We start from the raw sequence: 16,872 nt of genomic DNA on the forward strand, positions 1-16,872 counted from the left end.
AATTTGTTCCGAAAAAAGAAATTTGTTTGACATCAAAGCGAGATCGCCCCTAGACTTGCGTCGTGATTTCTTTTTTCGGAACTTAAAGTTCCATTTTCAAGGAGACAACATGACAGCAGCCAACAATCGTACGGTGGTCGAAGGCGTCCAGAAAATGACCCCTTCGGAAGCCTTTGTGGAGACCTGCGTGGCCAACGGCGTGACCGAGATGTTCGGCATCATGGGCTCGGCCTTCATGGACGCCATGGACATCTTCGCGCCGGCCGGCATCCGCCTGATCCCCGTGGTGCACGAGCAGGGCGCGGCCCACATGGCCGACGGCTATGCGCGCGTCTCGGGCCGCCACGGCGTGGTGATCGGCCAGAACGGCCCCGGCATCAGCAACTGCGTGACCGCCATCGCGGCCGCCTACTGGGCGCACAGCCCCGTGGTCATGATCACGCCCGAGACCGGCACCATGGGCATGGGCCTGGGAGGCTTCCAGGAGGCCAACCAGCTGCCCATGTTCCAGGAATTCACCAAGTACCAGGGCCATGTCTGCAACCCCAAGCGCATGGCCGAGTTCACGGCCCGCTGCTTCGACCGCGCCATCTCCGAGATGGGCCCCACGCAGCTGAACATCCCGCGCGACTACTTCTATGGCGAGATCCAGTGCGAGATCCCCAGGCCCATGCGCGTGGAGCGCGGCTCGGGCGGCGAGAACAGCCTCAAGGCCGCCACGGAACTGCTGGCCACGGCCCAATTCCCCGTGATCCTGGCCGGCGGCGGCGTGGTCATGGGCGATGCGGTCGAAGAGTGCCGACAACTGGCCGAGCGCCTGGGCGCGCCCGTGGTCACGGGCTACCTGCGCAACGACGCCTTCCCCGCCAGGCATCCGCTGTGGGCCGGCCCGCTGGGCTACCAGGGCTCCAAGGCCGCGATGAAGCTCATCGCCCAGGCCGACGTGGTGATCGCGCTGGGTTCGCGCATGGGCCCCTTCGGCACCCTGCCCCAGCACGGCATGGACTACTGGCCCAAGAACGCAAAAATCATCCAGGTCGAGGCCGACCACACCAACCTGGGCCTGGTCAAGAAGATCTCGGTGGGCATCCATGGCGACGCCAAGGCCGTGGCCAGCGAACTGACGCGCCGCCTGCAGGGCCAGACCCTGGCCTGCGACGCCACCAAGGCCGCGCGCGCCGACACCATCGCCACCGAGAAGGCCGCCTGGGAAAAGGAGCTGGACGAATGGACGCATGAACGCGACCCCTACAGCCTGGACATGATCGAAGAGGCCAAGGGCGAGCGCACCCCCACCGGCGGCCGCTACCTGCACCCGCGCCAGGTGCTGCGCGAGCTGGAAAAGGCCATGCCCCCGCGCGCCATGGTCTCCACCGACATCGGCAACATCAACTCGGTGGCCAACAGCTACCTGCGCTTCGACGAGCCGCGCAGCTTCTTCGCGCCCATGAGCTTCGGCAACTGCGGCTATGCACTGCCCACCATCATCGGCGCCAAGTGCGCGGCGCCCGAGCGCCCGGCCATCGCCTATGCGGGCGACGGTGCCTGGGGCATGAGCATGGTCGAGATCATGACCGCCGTGCGCCATGACATTCCCGTCACCGCCGTGGTCTTCCACAACCGCCAGTGGGGCGCGGAAAAGAAGAACCAGGTCGACTTCTACAACCGCCGCTTCGTGGCCGGCGAACTCGAAAGCGAAAGCTTCGCGGCGATTGCCAGCGCCATGGGTGCCGAAAGCATCGTCGTGGACCAGATCGAGGACGTGGGACCGGCCCTGAAGAAAGCCATCGACCTGCAGATGAACCAGGGCAAGACCTGCGTCATCGAGGTGATGTGCACGCGCGAGCTGGGCGACCCGTTCCGCCGCGATGCGCTCTCCAAGCCCGTGCGCTTCCTGGAAAAGTACAAGGACTTTGTCTAACAAAAGTCTGACACCCCCTGAGGCGCTGCGCGCCTTCCCCCTGAAAGGGGGACGACAGCCTCGCGGCGGGGCGGCCCTTGCTCGCTGTCTCGCGCCTGGGCCGCGCCGGTTGCGCAGGCTGTGCCTACGGCCCGGGGCATTGCCCCCGGGCTTCTCCACGCACAACGCGGGTTTCCAGCCTTGCAGCCAGGAGTTCTCCCATGCCCCCACTCTCCCTCGCAGTGGCCGCCGACGATGCGCCCGCCACGCCCCGTCCCCATCTCCAGCAATTGATCGACCAGGCCCGGGCCCGCGGCCCCATTCCCGTGGCCGTGGCCTACCCCTGCGATGCGGGCTCCCTGCAGGCGGCCCTGCAGGCTGCCCAGGAGGGTCTGATCACGCCGCTGCTGGTGGGCCCCGAGGCACGCATCCGGGCTTCGGCCCAGGCAGCCGGGCTGGATCTGGCCGGCGTCGCCTTCCATTCGACGCCGGACGACCCGCGCGCCGCCGCGGCCCAGGCGGCCGCGCTGTGCGGCAGCGGCCAGGCCCGCGCGCTGATGAAGGGCAGCCTGCACAGCGACGAGCTGCTGGGCGCCGCCGTGGCGCGCGAGGCCGGCCTGCGCGGCGGCCGCCGCGCCAGCCATGTGTTCGTGATGGACCTGCCGGGCTTCGAGCGCCCGCTGCTGATGACCGACTGCGTGGTCAACATCTTCCCCACGCTGATGGACAAGCGCGACATCGCCCAGAACGCCATCGACCTGGCCCGCGCCATCGGTATCGCCAGGCCCCGCGTGGCCGTGCTCTCGGCGGTGGAGACCGTCAACCCTGCCATCCCCGGCACCATCGACGCCGCCGCACTGTGCAAGATGGCCGACAGGGGCCAGATCAGCGGCGCCATCCTCGACGGACCGCTGGCCTACGACAACGCCATCTCGCTGCGCTCGGCCCACCACAAGGGCATCGTCTCCGATGTGGCCGGCCAGCCCGACGTGCTGCTGGTGCCCAGCCTGGAAGCCGGCAACATGATCTACAAGCAGCTGGTCTACATGGCCGACGCCGAATGCGCGGGCCTGGTGCTGGGCATGCGTGTGCCCATCGTGCTGACCAGCCGGTCGGACTCGGTGGACAGCCGCATCGCCTCTTGCGCGCTGGCCGTGCTGGCCAGCGCGACGGGCGGCAGGGAGCCGTCATGAGCCAGGTTCAAGCGCATGTGACTGCAGAGCCACCCGTGCCGCGCATGCTGCAGTGGCTGCGGCTGCTGCCCGGCACCGGCCTGTCAGGCGTGATCGCGCTGGCGGCCACCTTCGTGTCCACGCTGCACGGCGGCCCGCAGTTGCTGTTCGCGCTGTTCTTCGGCGTGGCCTTCCACTTCCTGAGCCAGGATGCGCGTGCCAAGCCCGGCATCGAGTTCTGCGCGCGGGGCGTGCTGCGCCTGGGCGTGGGCCTGCTGGGCGCGCGCATCACGGCCACCCAGATCGCGGGCCTGGGCTGGACCACGGCCCTGATCGTCATCGCCGCCGTGGTCACCACGCTGCTGTGCGGCACGCTGCTGGGTCGGCGCCTGGGCCTGACGCGACCCCAGGGTGTGCTGTCGGGCGGCGCGGTCGCCATCTGCGGCGCCTCGGCCGCGCTGGCCATCTCCTCGGTGCTGCCGCGCGACAAGGACAGCGACCGATTCACGCTCACCGTGGTGGTCACCGTCACCGTGCTGTCCACCGCGGCCATGGTGCTGTACCCGCTGGTGGCACGCGCCCTGCATCTGCCGCCCGAGCTGGCGGGGCTGTTCATCGGCGGCACCATCCACGACGTGGCCCAGGTGGTGGGCGCGGGCTACACCATCGACCAGGCCACGGGCGACTACGCCACCATCGTCAAGCTGTTTCGCGTGTCCATGCTGGCCGTGGTGGTGGTCATGGTCTCGGCCCTGTTCAAGCGCCAGCGCGAAGCGGCGGCCGAGCAGCACCATGGCAGGAAGCCGGGACTGGTGCCATGGTTCCTCTGGGTCTTCGTCGCGCTGGTGGCCATCAACTCGCTGGGCTGGGTGCCGCCGGGCCTGCAGCACCAGTTGAGCGATCTGTCGCGCAACTGCCTGGTGCTGGCCATCGCCGCCCTGGGCCTGAAGACCTCGTTCCAGCAACTGGCCCAGGCCGGCTGGCGACCCTTCGCGCTGCTGGTGGTGGAGACCTTGTGGATGGCCGCCTTCGTGCTGATCGCCATCGAGATCGAGATGCGCTGACCCGGGCCGCAGCAAGGCCCGACCCAGGGCCCGCACTGCGCGGGCCCTGGGTGTTGAGCGATCCCTCACTTGATGTTCATGCACCAAAATGATACATTTCAATACAAATATCCGAGATACATCAACGCCTCATCCCGCGCCGTGAACCCTCTTCGCAAGCAAACCGGCAGATTCCGCAGATTCACTGCCACCCGCATCCTGTCCCTCCTGCGCCAACAGCAACCCCGGCAAGCCGCCCTGCTTCGGCTGCTGCCATCCTTGCTGCTGCTGGCCGCCTGCGCCGTGCTGCTGGACTCCCTGGTTCCCATTCCGCTGTGGCTCGTCACCTGCCTCATCGTGGCACTGGGCGCCTATGTCGCGCACAGCTGCGAGGCCTTCGTCGCCAGCCAGCGCCGCAAATCCACGCTGCGCCACCTCGTGCGCTCCTGCCTGCTGCGCGCGAGTTGAGCTGCGGCGGTCGACACGGCGTCAGGACAGGCTGCGGACATGGGCCGTCAGCGCCTGCGCCACGGCCTTGAAGACCACGGAGCAGCGCTCGCTGCCACGCAAGTCCTCATGCATGGCCACCCAGGTGTCCAGCTTCCAGGAAAAGGCCTGGGGCAGCACCCTCACCAGCCGCCCGTCCCTGGCCGCCAGCGCCGACTGGCAGACCCCGATGCCGAAGCCCGCGCGGATGGCGGCCAGCTGCGCCAGATCGCTGTCCGAACGCAGCGCCATGGCATCGCGCGTGAACATGGGAAACTGCTGTTGCAGCTTGCGGATGAAGGCGTTTTCGTGGTCGAAGCCGATCAGCGAATGCCCGGCGAGCTCCTCCAGCGAAGCCGGCGTGCCCCGCGCTGCCAGATAGTGCTCATGGGCATGCAGCCCCAGCTCGATCGCCCCGATATGCCGCGCCACCAGCGCCTCCTGCTGCGGGCGGAACATGCGCACGGCCACATCGGCCTCGCGGCGCAGCAGATCGTCCACCGCATTGGACAGCACCAGTTCGATGCGCAGTTCGGGATGGACCGCGCGCAGGCCGGCCAGCACCGGCGGCAGCACCTCCACCCCCACCACCTCGCTGGCCGTCAGGCGCACCGTCCCGCGTACACCTGAACCATGGCTGGCCGCCACGCGGCGCAGGGCGGCTGCCGTGGCCGCCATGCTGGTCGCATAGGGCTGCAATTCATGCGCTGCCTCGGTGGGCGCAAAACCGTCCGATGAACGCGTGAACAGCTGCAGGCCCAGTGCTGCCTCCAGTCCATCGATGTGCCGGCCCACCGTCGGCTGCGCCAATCCCATGGCCCGGCCGGCCGCCGACAGCGATCCCGACTCCAGCACCTGCAGAAAGCTCCGATACCACTCCCAATGGGGTTCCGACATGGCTTATCCATTCATTTATGCATGGACACCATAGGATTCTAGGCAATTTTCTTTTTGAAATGGATTCCCGACACTGAGCAGGTCAACACAGGACTTGCCATGCCCTCCATTGCTCTCTTCGGCGCCGCGGGCGCCATCGGCCACAGCCTGGCCACCACACTCGGCCAGCGGGGCCAGGCCTACCGCGTCGTCGGACGCAGCGAGGCCCGCCTGCACCAGGCCTTCGGCACCGATCCGCTGGCCCGCATCACGACATGGAACCCCGACAGCCCGGACTCGATCCGCCATGCCGCCCAAGGCGTGGACACGCTGGTCTACATGGTGGGCGTGAACTACTGGCAGTTCGAGCTGCATCCCGAGCTGATGCGCAAGACGCTCGAGGCGGCCATCGCGGCGGGCGTGCGCCGCATCGTCCTCGTCGGCACCGTCTACCCCTATGGCCGGGCGCGCACGCTTCCCGTATCGGAAGACCACCCGCGCGAACCGCATACCTTCAAGGGCCGCATGCGCAAGGCGCAGGAAGACCTGCTGTTCGCAGCCCATGCCCAGGGCCATATCGAGGCCGCCGTATTGCGCCTGCCCGATTTCTACGGGCCTGGCGTGCACAACAGCCTGCTGCACCGGGCCTTCGAAGCTGCGGCCCGGGGTGGCCGGGCCGACCTTGTCGGCCCCATCGACCGGCCCCATGAATTCGTCTTCGTCCCCGACGTGGGCCCCGTGCTGGCACGCCTCATCGACACGCCGCAGGCCTGGGGCAGGGCCTGGCACCTGGCCGGCGCGGGGCAGATCACCCAGCGTGACATCGTCTCGGAAATCGAACGGCTGACCGGCAGGCCCCTGGCGCTGCGCATCGCCGGCAAGACCCTGCTGCGCATCGCCGGCCTGTTCGACCCTTTCATGCGTGAACTGGCCGAGATGCACTACCTGCTGACCGACCCGCTGATCATGGACGACTCGGCCCTGCATACCCTGCTGGGCCCCATCGCCAAGACACCCTACCGCCAGGGCATCCAGGCCACCCTGGAGGCCGCCCTGGCCGCTGTCGGATCACGGCGCCCCGGAGCGTGAAAACAAAAAGGCCCTGACAGCGAAACTGTCAGGGCCTTTGCCTGTCTGGCAGGGGAGGAAGGACTCGAACCCTCGCATGCCGGAATCAAAATCCGGTGCCTTTACCAACTTGGCGACTCCCCTAGAAGACCTAGATTCTAATATGAATTTCTGGCCCGAAAAAGAAAACGCCAAAGATTTTCAACGGGGCGAGGCGGCGGGCCTCCGGTCGCCAGACGGGCCCGCCTGGTCGAGCAGAATGTCCGCGGCCTCCAGGCAAGCCGCATCGAGCTGCGGATCCGCCTGCATCCTTTCCAGCACCTGGTCGACCAGTGCCGCAAACTGTGGATCCGACTGCATCGACTCACCCAGCTCTCTGGCCAGCGTGGATTCCATGAACATGCGAAAGGCCTTGCGCCGCCTGTCGGGGTGCGAAGCGTCGATGCCGTTGACCAGCTGGCGATTGCGCTCCAGCAGCCCGAGATGGCGGATGGCACCGGAGATGAGTTCGCGCTCTGACGCGGTGGTCAGGTCCGGCAGCAGGCGGCTGGCGCTGCGCAGCACATCGATGGCGAGGTACTGGCCTTCATGGGCGATGTGCCGGGACAGCACGACGTGGCCATCGAGGATGGAGCGCAGGCTGTCGGCGATGGGGTCGTTCATGTCGTCGCCTTCGACGAGAACGGTGAGCAGCGCGGTGATGGAGCCGCCGGAGGGCGCCGTGCCGCAACGCTCGCACAGCTGGGGCAGTTCGGCAAACACGGACGGTGTGTAGCCGCGCGCCGTGGGCGGTTCGCCCGCAGCCAGCCCCACCTCGCGCCGTGCCATGGCCAGCCGCATGACGGAATCCATGGTCAGCAGCACCTGACGGCCCAGGTCGCGGAAATATTCGGCGATGGTCACGGCCGCATGCGCGGCCCGTATGCGTGCCAGGGCAGGCTGGTCGGAGGTCGCCACGACCACCACGGATCGCTTCAGGCCTTCGGGCCCCAGCTGCTTGTCGATGAACTCGCGTACTTCGCGTCCACGCTCCCCGATCAAGGCGATGACGTTGACATCGGCACTGACGTGCTGGGCGATCATGCCCAGCAGCGTGCTCTTGCCCACGCCACTGCCCGCGAAGATGCCCACGCGCTGGCCCTTGCCCACGGTCAGCAGGCCGTCCCAATTCAAAGCCATGATGCTCTGACACGACGGCCTGGTCGGAAATACGGGGCATGGGAGGCGACATGCAGGCGCACACGCGCTGCCAGTGTCAGTGCCGGTTCAGCCTCGTTCAGAGGCAGCGGAGACCACCCGCCGCACTATCTACAGCCCGAGATACAACGCAAGCAGCGCGGCGGCGGCGGGCAGGGCCTGGACCCAGAGGATCTTGCGGCTGGCCGTGGCAGCGCCGTACAGGCCTGCCACCAGCACACAGCCCAGGAAAAACGCCTTGAACTGGACTCCACCAGCCCCCTGTACGAGGCCCCATGCCAGCCCTGCCGCCAGAAATCCGTTGTACAGGCCCTGGTTGGCCGCCAGCGTCCGGGTCTGCTGCGCGAATTCAGCCGTCATGCCGAAGACGCGTCGCCCGGCAGGCTTGTGCCAGAGGAACATCTCCAGCACGAGGATACAGGCATGGATCGCGGCGACGATGGCGATGAGGGCGTTGGCCAGCATGGTGATCAGGTGAGCCGTGGACAAGCCCCCTGTATACGGGACAGGCCGTCCGCCGTCCATGGCGCAGGCGCGACACTGCAACGGCGCGCACACCGCCAAGTGTCGCATGCAGGACTTGCGCCCTCAGGCATTTCGGCGGGATCCGCCTCCCCGATTACCGGCGGGCGCTTGCGTCGGCTGGGGACTCGCCCCCGCACCTGCGGCCGCGCCGCCCAGTGCACCGGCCACGCTGCCCACCGTGCCTCCCACCACCACACCGACAGGGCCGGCCACCACGGCGCCCGCCGCAGCGCCTGCAGCGGCTCCGGCCAGCACGCCGCCGCCGATATAGACCGAACGGGCCTCGCGCTGCGCATCTTCAGGCGACAGCGCGTACTGCGCCTGCGCGTCGGGGTCCTGGGAAGGCACTCCGTGCCCGGGCCGTGCCTGCACGGCAAGGTCTTCGTCGACGGGCGCGGTGGCTGGCAATGCTTTGCTGGATGGTTTCATGGATGCTCCTCCGGGGACGGAACAAAACTGCGGGACCCTGCCCGCGCATCCCCTTGCAACTTCGTTGTACCCCGCGCAGCCCGGCACGGGCGCCAGCCTTGGGAGCGGGCGAGCGTCGGCCAGGGCCCGGGGCTGCACCGGCCTTCAATACTGCCGGGCGTAGGAGACGGCCGCCGCCCTCCAAGGCCCTTCCTACGGCAGCCACGGCGGCGTGACTACCCACAGCCAGCGGACACGGGCCTAAGCTGGGTTCCAGAAGCCAAGGCGCTTCGTCCTCGCCAGGCGATGCACCGGTCCGCACGACGCACCTCGCAGCGTACCGCCCGCAACGCCCAGCCTGCGCACTTGCTGCGCTGGCGCTCCCGCAACCACCATCCACAGGAGAACACCACCATGGTCCTCAATACCGCATCCAGCGTCATTTCCTCCGAGACCGTCAGCGGCACCAATGTCTACAACCCGGCCGGGGACAAGCTGGGGTCCATCGACAGCCTGATGATCGACAAGCTCTCGGGACAGGTCCGCTATGCCGTACTGGAATTCGGCGGCTTCCTGGGCATTGGCACGGAACGCTACCCGCTGCCCTGGGAATCACTGAAGTACGAGCCGGACATGGGCGGCTATGTAGTCTCGCTGACCCGCGAACAGCTGGACAGCGCGCCTCGCTATGAACGCGATACCGCGCCGGCCTATACCGACGATTACGGCCGACGCGTGAACGACTACTACGGCGTGCCCTATCTGTAAGGGCCCGGGACTGCCTGCGGCACGGCGCGCACCCGCCCGCGCCGTGCCGCAATGAAGAGACGGGCCAGGGGACCGGCGCGGATCCGGATGCAGGGCTGTGGACCCAGGCCGACAAGGCCGCCAGGCACGGCACTCCCCCGGCCGACGGTCCTGCACGGGTGTCAGAAAAAATGGTACTGGCGCTGTCGCCATCTTCCACGGCCGCGCGCAGGATGCACTTTCTACACTTTGATGCAGACAACGCCCAGGAGAACGCACATGGCGCTCAATATCTGCATCGAAGACCGCTTCTTCACCCTTCTGAGTCAACTCAAGCACATGCCGCCTTGCTCATCACGGCAACAGGCCCATGACATGCTGCTGCTGTTGTGGATGCGTATCTGCGAGAACGCGGGAGCCCGCAGGGATCTTCTCAACCGCATGCGGCAAAGGACGCTGTGCGAAGAGGACGGCTGGAAAGACCTGGACAAAAGCCCCTGCTACTGGGACTCGGACACCACGCCAGGCGTGCGGATCTACCTGCATGCCAACGGGACCATCGTCATCCAGAAAAAAGGCTGTGGCCTGGATTCGGAAATCCTGCACTTCAGCACCAGTCGGCAGTTGGCCGCGGCATAGCCGTCAGGCACCGCACAAAGCCGTGCACGCGGTGACTGATGTCCAGAATAAGTGCAACTACTGATGCTGTCCCCCATGCGACGAAGGCCCTGCCTCTCTAAAATGCATCATTGTGTAGCACACTATCCAAGAGGACTCCATGACCGCAGACTACAAAACGCTTCTCCGGCAAAAAGCCGAACTCGAGGCCCGGATTGCCGAGACCTTGAAGGCGGAAAAGGGCAATGTCATCGCCAAGGCGCGCGAGCTTGTCCAGGCATACGGACTGACTGCGGATGACATCTTCGGCGCGGGCAAGTCCAAGTCCGGCAACGTGGGTGTACCCAAATACCGCAATCCCGCCACGGGCGCCACCTGGACCGGCCGGGGAAAGCCTCCGCGCTGGATCGAGGGCCAGGACCGCAAGTCCTTCGAGATCTGAGATTCAGCCCGCCAACGCGGGCTTTTTTCATCGATCAGGGCCAGGCGGACCCGCCGCCCCGCCATTGCTGCCGTGATCTCAAGGCCCGGCCTTCCCGCATGGCCGGCACCTGCGCGAGACGATGCGCCAGGTCGCAACTGCCAGCGCCATGCCGGCGCACACCGCCCCCATTTGCGGTGGCGAGGATGCCGATCATTCGCTCCCCTGCATCCCATTCGATTGCGCAGCGTGCTGCTTGCCCGGATCGCACGGGACGGCATTGGATTGCATTGCCACGTGCATACCTGCCAGAACGGGCCAGAGCGACTCCATTTTCAAGTGGATTGCCGTCCACAGCCCGGGAGTCATGGGCCCCGCCCTGCCGAGACCGTACACTTGCCGGAACGACCTGCATGCCCTGGCGCCAGCACAGCCGGATTGCACTCCTTTTTGAGTAACGCGCGGCAACAAAGCATGATTGCAAAGCGACTGAAGACCCGGGTGCTTGCCGCCTTCCTCGGCATGGCATCGACACTGGATGCCTCAGGGCAAGTTTCCCTGGCACAAGGCGCCCAGTCCCCGATTCTTCTGCATGCCAGAACCAGGCACAGCGCCTTTCCAGTGGCCGCCTATCGTGGAATCCAGGTCGAGGCTTTCAGAAAACTGGTGATCGGCGCTTTCAAGAATGCGGGCTTCTCGTCGGCCACCATCGTGAAGACCCGGGAAGAAACGGTGCACTACAGATTCTCCTATCCCGTGCTGAGTGACGGGGAAACCCGGAGCGTTGACGTCGAACTGAAGGTGGACGAAAACCTGGACAAGAACAGGAAATGCGCGGATTGCTTTCTGCGGATGACCACGCTGCCCGATCTCGCCCGCCTGCAAGCGGCTCCGTGGATGCTTCAATACGACGCAAGCCGACAGGTGTTCCAAGCCATCGACCAGGCCTATGCCAGCATTCGAGAAGATGGCCGGGCGTCAATGGACAGGAATTTCGGATTCGACTACAAGGCGCAATGGCGAGGGGAGAAGAACCTCCATGAAAACTCATTCACGGGCATCGAGCCAGCCAGGCTGAAGGCCACGATCGTCGAGGCCTACCGGGCTGCTGGGTTCACGTTCATGGAGCATGCCACGCAGGATCCGGTGCTGTCCGAACTGACCTTTTCCTTTCCCATCGATCCGGGACAGGCCCAAGGCGTGGTCTACAAGATGGCGCTGGCGATCCAATCCGATGCGGCCGGTCGTTGCCACCCCTGTGAAATCAGCGAAATCTATGATCCTCACCAGCGGCTGCCGGCCGCGGGCCTGTCCGGCATGTCGAGCCGGCTGACGCTGGAGCCGCGCTTCGCCGCAGCCCGCACGCTCGCGTTTGAAAAGCTCAAAAATGGCACCGAACGCCATCTGCGGCCGGGCACCACCTTCACGACGCCACCCAAGCCCGCGCCACTCGGGTCACCCCGGCCGCAGATCCCGCCGCCCGTGGTCACATGAGCCGGCTTGCGCACACGGGCAGCATGCACGCCGGCCTGCTGGCCCGACACCCGGGATTCGACGGCATGTTCATTGGCGGCACCCTGGCCCTGGCGTTCGGCCTGGGTGCCGTGGCCTCCCTGTCGCCCGCCCTGCTGCTCGCCATCGTGCTGGTGGATACCTGGCTGTTCGCCAATCCCCATGTGGCGGCCACCTTCACGCGGATCGGTGCCAGCATGGCCGTTGCGAAGCGGCATCGCTTTCTGCTCTTCGGCCTGCCGGTGATCGTGCTCGGCGCCGTGGTGGCGGTCTCACTGGCCTTCGAGGTCGCGGGGCTGTTCACGCTCTATTTCTTCGCACAGTGCTTTCACACCACGCGGCAGTCCTTCGGCATTGCCAGGGCCTATCGGCGTTCGTCTGCGCCGCCCTTCCAGCCGGACCGGCTGGCCCAGGCACTGATCTACCTTGTGCCTGCGTGGGGACTGCTGGCCCGTTGCGCCCAGGGCCCCGAGAGCTTCCTGGGCTACCCGATCCAGTTGCCGGCCATGCCCGCCCAGGTGGTCGATGCCGCAGGCCTCGCGGCCATCGCCTGCGGTGCAGGCTGGCTGTGGCGACAGGGCCGCGCGGCCCTGGCCGGGCAGGCCATCGACTGGCGCCACGATGGCTTTGTGGCCTCGCATGTGTGCGTCTGCCTCGTGGCCTATGTCTGGATCACCGACATCACGCTGGGCTGGCTGGTGATCAACCTGTGGCACAACCTGCAGTACCTGCTGTTCGTCTGGGTGCAGAACATCCGCCGCGACCGGCAGGCGCAGGCCGGCCCGGCGCTGGAGACCGGCTTGTGCAGGAGCGCTGCGCGATACGGCGGCATCTGCCTGGTCCTGGGTGCCATGCTCTATCTGGCCATCGACCGGGCAGGCGCACAAATGCTCTGGCTGGGGCTGCCCACGGTACTGATCGCGCACTTCACCCTCAGTTTCCACCACTACCTGGTGGATGCCGTGATCTGGAGGCAGCGCGGCGCAGGGGCCCGGCGCGGGCAGGTGCGACCTTCCCATCGCAGGGCCTGAGCGGTCGGCGCAAACAGAAACGCCCTGTGCCAGGAATAGCACAGGGCGCAGTGTTTCTGGCGGAGAGGGAGGGATTCGAACCCTCGGTACGCTCACACGTACGCCTGATTTCGAGTCAGGTACAATCGACCACTCTGCCACCTCTCCGCAGCGTCGAAGCTGAAATTATAGCCTAAAAATTCAGGGCTTCAGCAAAGCCTGTCCACCCATGTAAGGACGCAGGGCCTCGGGCACTTCCACCGAACCATCGGCGTTCTGGTAGTTCTCCAGCACGGCCACCAGCGTGCGGCCCACGGCCAGGCCAGAGCCGTTGAGCGTATGCAGCAGCTCGTTCTTGCCCTGGGCGTTCTTGAAGCGCGCCTGCAGGCGGCGGGCCTGGAAGGCCTCGCAGTTGGAGACCGAGCTGATCTCGCGGTAGGTGTCCTGCGCGGGCAGCCAGACTTCCAGGTCATAGGTCTTGGCCGCGCCGAAACCCATGTCGCCCGTGCACAGGCTCATCACGCGGTAGGGCAGGCCCAGTTTCTGGAGCACGGCCTCGGCATGGCCGGTCATCTCCTCCAGCGCCTCGTAGCTCTTTTCCGGATGCACGATCTGCACCATCTCGACCTTGTCGAACTGGTGCTGGCGGATCATGCCGCGCGTGTCGCGACCATAGCTGCCCGCCTCCGAACGAAAGCAGGGGCTGTGGGCCGTGAGCTTGATGGGCAGCTGGTCTTCGGCCACGACCACGTCGCGCACGAAGTTGGTCAGCGGCACCTCGGCCGTGGGAATCAGGTAGAGCGCCGCATGGTCGGGCACGGGCTCGCCATCCTGGCCGCCCTTCTTGGCGGCGAACAGGTCGCCCTCGAACTTGGGCAACTGTCCCGTTCCGCGCAGCGAGTCGGCATTGACGGCATAGGGCACGTAGCACTCGGTGTAGCCATGCTCCTCGGTCTGCAGGTCGATCATGAACTGCGCCAGCGCACGGTGCAGGCGGGCGATCTGGCCCTTCATGACCGTGAAGCGCGAGCCCGAGAGCTTGACGCCCATGTCGAAGTCCAGGCCCAGGGGCTGGCCCACGTCCACATGGTCCTTGACCGCGAAGTCGAAGGCCTTGGGCGTGCCCCAGCGACGCACTTCCACGTTGCCGGACTCGTCGGCCCCCACGGGCACGCTGTCGTGCGGCAGGTTGGGCACGGCCAGCAGCATGGTCTGCAGCTCGGCCTGGATCTGTTCCAGGCGCGTGGCCGACTGGTCCAGTTCGGTCTTCAAGGCGCCGACTTCGGCCTTGGCCGCTTCCGCGGCATCCTTCTCGCCCTTGCCCATGAGCATGCCGATCTGCTTGGACAGCTGATTGCGCCTGGACTGCAGTTCCTCGGTACGCGTCTGCAGGGACTTGCGCTCCGCCTCCAGGGACTGGAAAGCCTCCACGTTCAGGAAGGCCTGGGGCTTTTTGCGGGTTTCGAGCCGGGCAACGGCCGAATCGAGGTCTTTGCGAAGAAGGAGGATATCGAGCATAGCCGCCGATTTTAGGCGCTATCGCCATTCCGGCGCCCGGCCCCGGAGCCTTCACGCTACAGAACAGGGCGCTCGCGCCGATACAGTGGCGAGGAGCCGTGCGCGCGCCTGGGATGCGCGCGGCCATGCAGCCGGGAGCAGCCATGTTTTTTGTCTTCGGTCCCAAGGGACAGATGTTTCGCGGCCCCGCCGAACGGCTGGGACAGGTGGCGCCCGTGCGCCGCGTGCAGCGGCCCCAGGCGCTGCGCACCCGCGCGGCCGACGTGGCCGCCGGGGGCTCCACGCCCTTTCCCGCCATCCTGGCCGAACTGACCGGCCAGCCCGCGCATGAGCCGGCGCCCCGCAGACGGGATGCGGTCGACGCCTATGTCTCCACGGAAAAAGGCCCCCAGCAGCCCCGCCAGCCGCTGCACACCGTGGCCGATGTGATGAGCCGCGAAGCCGTGACGGTGGGACCTGAGGCGGGCGTCAACGATGCCTGGCGCGTGCTGGCCGAGCACGGCGTGGCCCAGGCCCCCGTGCTGGATGCGGACGGCCGCGTGGTCGGCCTGCTGCTGCGCGCCGACATGGCGCCGCTGGACCTGCTGCCCGAGCCCGGTGCGATCAAGGAGGCCATCGCGCTGGCGCGCCGCCCCGTGCACGAGGTGATGATCTCGCCCATCCCCACCGTCGCCAGGGACACGGACCTGCGCCGCGTGGCCGGCGTGCTGCTCGACACCGGCCTGCCGGGGCTGCCCGTCACCGACGACCAGGGTCTGCTGGCCGGCTTCATCAGCCGCACCGACATCCTGCGCGCCGTGGCCTCCGATCCGCCGCTGGATCTGTGGAGCTGAGCTTCGGCGCCGGCATGCAAAACGGGCGCCTGGCGCCCGTTTTGCATGGAGCCTCCGGACGGCGTGATCAGCCGCCCGTCTCCGGCCTCTTGCGCACGGCGATCTCCAGGCCGGTGGCCGCGTCGATCTTCAGGCCCTTGGGCAGAGGGAACTTGATGGTTTCCTCGATGCCGTCCATCTTGCGCACCGACAGCGCGCCCAGCTGGCGCAGCCGTTGTATGACCTCATCGACCAGCACCTCGGGCGCCGATGCGCCAGCCGTCAGGCCCACGCGGCGCACGTCGGTGAACCATTCCTCGCGCAGCTCGCCCGCGTTGTCCACCATGTAGGCGGGCGTGCCCAGGCGGGCCGCCAGCTCACGCAGGCGGTTGCTGTTGGAGCTGGTGGGGCTGCCCACGACGATGAGCACATCCACCTGCGGCGCCAGCACCTTGACGGCATCCTGGCGGTTCTGGGTGGCATAGCAGATGTCCTGCTGCTTGGGCTCGCGCACCTGCGGAAAACGCGCGCGGATGGCGGCCGTGATGCCCGCGGCATCGTCCACCGACAGCGTGGTCTGCGTGACCACGGCCAGCTTCTCGGTCTGGCGCGGATTGACGCGGGCCACGTCGGCCTCGTCCTCGACCAGGTGGATGCCTTCGGACAGTTGGCCCATGGTGCCCTCGACCTCGGGGTGTCCCTTGTGGCCGATCATCAGGAATTCGTAGCCTTCCCGGGCCAGCTTGGCCACCTCCACATGCACCTTGGTGACCAGCGGGCAGGTGGCGTCGAAGATGGAAAAGCCCCGGCGCCGGGCCTCCTCCTGGACAGCCTTGCTCACGCCGTGGGCGCTGAACACCAGGGTGGCGCCGGGCGGCACGTCGTCCAGCTCCTCGATGAAGATCGCGCCCTTGGCCTTGAGGTCGTTGACCACGAAGGTGTTGTGCACGATCTCGTGGCGCACGTAGATGGGTGCACCGAACTTGGCCAGCGCCCGCTCCACGATCTCGATGGCGCGGTCCACGCCGGCGCAGAATCCCCGGGGCTCGGCCAGCAGGATTTCCTGGGGCGAGGTCGGACCCGACACCTCAGAGCACCCCGATGATCTGCACTTCGAAGGTCACCGGCTGGCCTGCCAGCGGGTGGTTGAAGTCGAACAGCACGGCGCCGTCCTCGCGCACCTGCACCACGGCGCCCGCATAGCTGCCCATGCCGTCGGGCGTGGGAAACTGCACCACGTCGCCGGCCGCGTACTGCTCGTGCGGGTCGCCCAGCTCGTTCATGAGCTTGCGCGCCACCCACTGCACCATGTCGCCGTTGCGCTCGCCAAAGGCCTCGCCGGCCGGCATCTCGAAGGTGGTGCGCGTGCCCTCGGCCAGGCCGATCAGGCGCTGCTCGACCGCCGGCGACAGCTCGCCCGCGCCCAGCGACAGCGTGGCGGGCTTGTCGTTGAAGGTATTGATCACGTCGCCGGCCGGCCCGGACAGTCGGTAGTGCAGCGTGAGGAACGATCCGGCCTGGACAGTGGGGGTGGCCGTGGTAGAAGCGCTAGAAGTCAT

17 protein-coding genes, 2 tRNA genes and 1 pseudogene are annotated in these 16,872 nt (G+C 66.9%); 11 read left to right on the forward strand and 9 right to left on the reverse strand.

Features of this window, described 5'->3' with window-relative positions; genetic code table 11:
• The first annotated feature begins 109 nt into the window (after positions 1-109).
• The 4 genes from xsc to L1Z78_RS21825 all read left to right on the forward strand — a co-directional run bounded on the left by xsc (position 110) and on the right by L1Z78_RS21825 (position 4,583).
• Positions 110-1,921, forward strand: a complete 1,812-nt coding sequence (gene xsc, locus L1Z78_RS21810; protein WP_234638434.1) for a sulfoacetaldehyde acetyltransferase — start codon at positions 110-112, stop codon at positions 1,919-1,921.
• Between the two features lie 200 nt (positions 1,922-2,121).
• On the forward strand, positions 2,122-3,093 hold the full coding sequence (locus L1Z78_RS21815; protein ID WP_234638435.1) for a bifunctional enoyl-CoA hydratase/phosphate acetyltransferase: 972 nt from the start codon (positions 2,122-2,124) through the stop codon (positions 3,091-3,093).
• Positions 3,090-4,136, forward strand: coding sequence for a YeiH family protein (locus L1Z78_RS21820; protein WP_234638436.1), 1,047 nt, complete (start codon positions 3,090-3,092; stop codon positions 4,134-4,136). Before L1Z78_RS21815 ends, L1Z78_RS21820 begins: the two co-directional genes overlap by 4 nt.
• Before the next feature lie 258 nt (positions 4,137-4,394).
• Positions 4,395-4,583, forward strand: coding sequence for a hypothetical protein (locus L1Z78_RS21825; RefSeq protein ID WP_234638437.1), 189 nt, complete (start codon positions 4,395-4,397; stop codon positions 4,581-4,583).
• Between the two features lie 21 nt (positions 4,584-4,604).
• On the opposite strand, the gene L1Z78_RS21830 is transcribed toward L1Z78_RS21825, so the two are convergent.
• Positions 4,605-5,498 carry a LysR family transcriptional regulator gene (locus tag L1Z78_RS21830; RefSeq protein ID WP_234638438.1) on the reverse strand — a complete coding sequence of 298 codons (894 nt, stop codon included), beginning with the start codon at positions 5,496-5,498 and terminating at the stop codon, positions 4,605-4,607.
• 99 nt (positions 5,499-5,597) lie between these two features.
• Between L1Z78_RS21830 and L1Z78_RS21835 the strand changes: the two genes are divergently transcribed.
• Complete coding sequence (locus tag L1Z78_RS21835) at positions 5,598-6,566, forward strand: NAD-dependent epimerase/dehydratase family protein (RefSeq protein ID WP_234638439.1); 969 nt, start codon at positions 5,598-5,600, stop codon at positions 6,564-6,566.
• A 46-nt stretch (positions 6,567-6,612) separates the two neighbouring features.
• On the opposite strand, the gene L1Z78_RS21840 is transcribed toward L1Z78_RS21835, so the two are convergent.
• The 4 genes and pseudogenes from L1Z78_RS21840 to L1Z78_RS21855 form a co-directional block, all read right to left on the reverse strand.
• A tRNA-Gln gene (locus tag L1Z78_RS21840) sits at positions 6,613-6,689 on the reverse strand.
• Between the two features lie 306 nt (positions 6,690-6,995).
• Positions 6,996-7,709, reverse strand: a pseudogene (locus L1Z78_RS21845) (FliI/YscN family ATPase); the annotation flags it as partial.
• 144 nt (positions 7,710-7,853) lie between these two features.
• A complete protein-coding gene (locus L1Z78_RS21850; protein WP_234642236.1) occupies positions 7,854-8,204 on the reverse strand; it encodes a DUF1304 domain-containing protein in 351 nt (116 codons plus the stop codon).
• Positions 8,205-8,330: 126 nt separating this feature from the next.
• Positions 8,331-8,696 (reverse strand): bacteriocin, encoded by a 366-nt coding sequence (locus L1Z78_RS21855; RefSeq protein WP_234638440.1) that lies wholly within the window; start codon positions 8,694-8,696, stop codon positions 8,331-8,333.
• A gap of 393 nt (positions 8,697-9,089) precedes the next feature.
• Between L1Z78_RS21855 and L1Z78_RS21860 the strand changes: the two genes are divergently transcribed.
• From L1Z78_RS21860 to L1Z78_RS21880, 5 genes are all read left to right on the forward strand, one after another.
• Entirely contained in the window at positions 9,090-9,443 is a 354-nt protein-coding gene (locus L1Z78_RS21860; RefSeq protein WP_234638441.1) for a PRC-barrel domain-containing protein, read from the forward strand.
• Between the two features lie 258 nt (positions 9,444-9,701).
• Positions 9,702-10,061 (forward strand): hypothetical protein, encoded by a 360-nt coding sequence (locus L1Z78_RS21865; RefSeq protein ID WP_234638442.1) that lies wholly within the window; start codon positions 9,702-9,704, stop codon positions 10,059-10,061.
• Positions 10,062-10,200: 139 nt separating this feature from the next.
• Positions 10,201-10,482, forward strand: a complete 282-nt coding sequence (locus L1Z78_RS21870) for an H-NS family nucleoid-associated regulatory protein (protein ID WP_234638443.1) — start codon at positions 10,201-10,203, stop codon at positions 10,480-10,482.
• Positions 10,483-10,935: 453 nt separating this feature from the next.
• Positions 10,936-11,955, forward strand: coding sequence for a hypothetical protein (locus L1Z78_RS21875; protein WP_234638444.1), 1,020 nt, complete (start codon positions 10,936-10,938; stop codon positions 11,953-11,955).
• Positions 11,952-13,004 (forward strand): hypothetical protein, encoded by a 1,053-nt coding sequence (locus L1Z78_RS21880; RefSeq protein ID WP_234638445.1) that lies wholly within the window; start codon positions 11,952-11,954, stop codon positions 13,002-13,004. The genes L1Z78_RS21875 and L1Z78_RS21880 overlap by 4 nt, the downstream gene beginning before the upstream one ends.
• Before the next feature lie 57 nt (positions 13,005-13,061).
• Here the strand turns inward: L1Z78_RS21880 and L1Z78_RS21885 are convergent.
• A tRNA-Ser gene (locus L1Z78_RS21885) sits at positions 13,062-13,151 on the reverse strand.
• 33 nt (positions 13,152-13,184) lie between these two features.
• Positions 13,185-14,501 (reverse strand): serine--tRNA ligase, encoded by a 1,317-nt coding sequence (gene serS, locus L1Z78_RS21890; protein ID WP_234638446.1) that lies wholly within the window; start codon positions 14,499-14,501, stop codon positions 13,185-13,187.
• A gap of 143 nt (positions 14,502-14,644) precedes the next feature.
• Between serS and L1Z78_RS21895 the strand changes: the two genes are divergently transcribed.
• Positions 14,645-15,334: an HPP family protein gene (locus L1Z78_RS21895; protein ID WP_234638447.1), complete on the forward strand. Its 690-nt coding sequence runs from the start codon at positions 14,645-14,647 to the stop codon at positions 15,332-15,334.
• 67 nt (positions 15,335-15,401) lie between these two features.
• Here the strand turns inward: L1Z78_RS21895 and ispH are convergent, their stop codons facing one another.
• Together ispH and L1Z78_RS21905 are read right to left on the reverse strand one after the other, a co-directional pair.
• Positions 15,402-16,400, reverse strand: a complete 999-nt coding sequence (ispH, locus tag L1Z78_RS21900; RefSeq protein ID WP_234638448.1) for a 4-hydroxy-3-methylbut-2-enyl diphosphate reductase — start codon at positions 16,398-16,400, stop codon at positions 15,402-15,404.
• 1 nt (position 16,401) lies between these two features.
• On the reverse strand, positions 16,402-16,872 hold the full coding sequence (locus L1Z78_RS21905; RefSeq protein WP_234638449.1) for an FKBP-type peptidyl-prolyl cis-trans isomerase: 471 nt from the start codon (positions 16,870-16,872) through the stop codon (positions 16,402-16,404).

Origin of the sequence: Delftia tsuruhatensis (assembly GCF_903815225.1) — a bacterium.
Classification (GTDB): Bacteria; Pseudomonadota; Gammaproteobacteria; order Burkholderiales; family Burkholderiaceae_C; genus Comamonas; species Comamonas tsuruhatensis_A.